This window comes from Streptomyces sp. NPDC002130 (assembly GCF_040296465.1).
Lineage (GTDB): Bacteria > Actinomycetota > Actinomycetes > Streptomycetales > Streptomycetaceae > Streptomyces.
In genome coordinates, this window is record NZ_JBEOXI010000835.1 from 1 (window position 1) to 1,429 (window position 1,429).

Consider the following 1,429-nt stretch of genomic DNA (forward strand, 5'->3'; position numbering starts at 1 on the left):
GGCCTCGGTCTTGGAAGCGATGGGAGCCGAACCGTTCGCCTCTGCGGCGTAGTCGGCCGCGGAGTACTTCGGTGGCCACACGCAACAGTTTGAGGGTCTCGCGGGCGCGTTGGATGGTGCGTTCGCCAAGGCCGGTGCGTTCGACGAGGGTCGCAATGGTGAGGCGGCTGTTGCGTCCGGTTTTGAAGTCGGCGGCGCCGGCCATTGCAGCTGCGACGTTCAGGAGTGTTTTGAGGCTGATGCCTCCACCGGTGTTGGCGACGAGCTGCGGGCGGATGGTGTTGTATTCCGCGGTGTACGCCGTTCGGACACAAACCTCGACCCAGTGCTGCTGCCCCTGCCAGTAAGCAAGACCTGCGTGCGCGCCCTCGTCAAGTTCAAGGCGAACTTGGCAGTAGCGGCGGCACGCTGCTTCGCGGCCCCCTAGCGCGTTGAGGTACGCAGGGGTCAGCGAATGGCACTGGTGCCCGTACAGATGGCCCCTCATTCTGCGAGGAGTACGAGCTGTTCCGTAGCGGCGCCGCGTAGGGCTGCTACCGCAATACGGACGTTGTACGGTCGCGGCCGCATCAAACAGTGCGACTCGCGAAAACTGAGTTGTTGAATCTTCATCAGGGCGCGATGTACCCTGAGACGTACCTAGCACGGTAAGTCCCTTCGGGGATGCAGTAGTCGCGAGCGGCGAACTCGCTATCTACAAGGACGGACCCTGGTTTCTCCGGCATGAGAGCCAGGGTTTTGTCGTATGTAGATGTACTACTGCGCTCTAGCTATTCAGATGTTGTAGTGGCGACTACGCAGCTGTGAGCGGCAGCACCTCCTGATTCGGATTCAGTTCGCGGACAAGATCAGGGCGATCAGCGCGGAGGCAGAGCAAGTCGGAAACGTACTGGCTCACTGAAGAGACGCCGGCTTTTTTCCGTTCGATCTCCAAGAGCTCGTACAGCTCGTCAGGCACCCGACCAAGCCGCTTACGTTCTCCAAGGCTCGGGCGTCCGACCTTGTTGTGAGTCCCCTTGCTCGGCATGGCTTCCTCCCTGTCCGCGGTTCCGCTAATTCTGGACCTGTAACGTTGGCACTCTGCGGAGGCGCGCCGATTCCTGGTCCAAAAAATCTTCACGGCTTGACTATAGTAAGGCCTGACTCTAAAACAGACCGCAGATCCTCTGGCTGAGATGACGGGGCGTGAGAAAATGTTGCTCATGGGACGAAGCGCGACTCCGCTGGCCACTCGTGTCGAAGAACTGTTCACTGACCGTTGGCCACGCGGAAACAAGGTGGCGAACGCCTTGGTCGCTGACTATGTGAGCAGAGCCGTGGGACGCCCGATCGATCGGCAGTACATCTACCGCATCCGCACGGGACGTGTGAGTCGCCGAGTTCACCCGGATCCTGGCATCCCGTTCACAGCTGACGCAGGCGGCGGCCA

Annotated in this window: 2 protein-coding genes; both read right to left on the reverse strand. The window is 60.7% G+C overall.

The features are described 5' to 3' along the window. A partial coding sequence (locus ABT116_RS46115; RefSeq protein WP_351647175.1) for a hypothetical protein occupies positions 1-487 on the reverse strand: 487 nt, incomplete at its 3' end. 306 nt (positions 488-793) lie between these two features. Further along, positions 794-1,027, reverse strand: a complete 234-nt coding sequence (locus tag ABT116_RS46120; protein ID WP_260684599.1) for a toxin-antitoxin system — start codon at positions 1,025-1,027, stop codon at positions 794-796. Positions 1,028-1,429: the final 402 nt, after the last annotated feature.